General features: G+C 66.5%; 1 protein-coding gene. It reads left to right on the forward strand.

Annotated features, from left to right (window positions below):
* Window positions 1-1151 (forward strand): thiamine pyrophosphate-dependent enzyme (locus AAHG09_RS31755; RefSeq protein ID WP_342112324.1); only part of this gene is annotated, 1151 nt, incomplete at both ends.

A 1151-nucleotide genomic window follows, 5' to 3' on the forward strand; every position in this document is an offset into this window, starting at 1 on the left:
CTCGCCATCTGCGGGCAGCAGGCACGCAACGTCAACGGCGCCCACTACCAGCAGGAATTCGACCTCACGAGCGTCTTCAAGGACGTCTCGGCCTACGTGCAGCAGGCGTCCTCGCCCGCGCAGGTCCGCCACATCGTCGACCGCGCCATGCGGATCGCCAAGGCCGAACGGAAGGTCTCGGCCATCATCCTGCCAAACGACCTGCAGGACGTTCCCTACGAGGCGCCGGTACGCAAGCACGGCAACACCTTCTCGGGCGTCGGCTACACCGCCCCGAAGGTCGTGCCGTTCGATGCCGATCTGCGCCGCGCCGCCGACGTGCTGAACGCCGGCAAGAAGGTCGCGATCCTTGTCGGTGCGGGCGCGCTCCACGCCACCGACGAGGTGATCGCGGTCGCCAACAAGCTGCAGGCCGGCGTCGCCAAGGCGCTGCTTGGCAAGGCGGCGCTCCCCGACGACCTGCCTTTCGTGACCGGCACCATCGGCCTGCTCGGGTCCAAGCCCTCGTCGGACATGATGGAGGATTGCGACACCCTGCTGATGATCGGCTCCGGCTTCCCCTGGGCCGAGTTCCTGCCAAAGGAGGGGCAAGCCCGCGGTGTGCAGATCGACATCTCGCCGGAGATGCTATCGCTGCGCTATCCGATGGAGGTGCCGCTGTGCGGCGAGTCCGCCGAGACCTTGCGCGCGCTGCTGCCGCTGCTCGACCAGAAGAAGGAGGGCGGCTCCTGGCGAACCGGCATTGAGAAGGGGATGGTCTCCTGGTGGAAGGAGGCTGAGGATCGGGCCATGGCCAAGGCCAACCCGGTCAACCCGCAGCGCGTCACATGGGAACTGTCGCCGCGCATGCCCGAGCGGGCGATCATCACCTCGGATTCCGGGTCCTGTGCCAACTGGTTCGCCCGCGACCTGAAGATGCGCCGCGGCCAGATGTGCTCGCTCTCGGGCGGCCTCGCCTCCATGGGCGCGGCGGTGCCCTACGCCATCGCCGCCAAGGTCGCTCATCCCGACCGGCCGGTCATCGCTCTCGTCGGCGATGGGGCCATGCAGATGAACAATATGGCCGAACTGATCACGGTCTCGAAGTACATGCATCGCTGGTCCAACAAAACCTGGATTTGCTGCGTGTTCAACAACGAGGACCTGAACCA

It is taken from the genome of Methylobacterium guangdongense (assembly GCF_038442355.1).
Classification (GTDB): Bacteria; Pseudomonadota; Alphaproteobacteria; order Rhizobiales; family Beijerinckiaceae; genus Methylobacterium; species Methylobacterium guangdongense.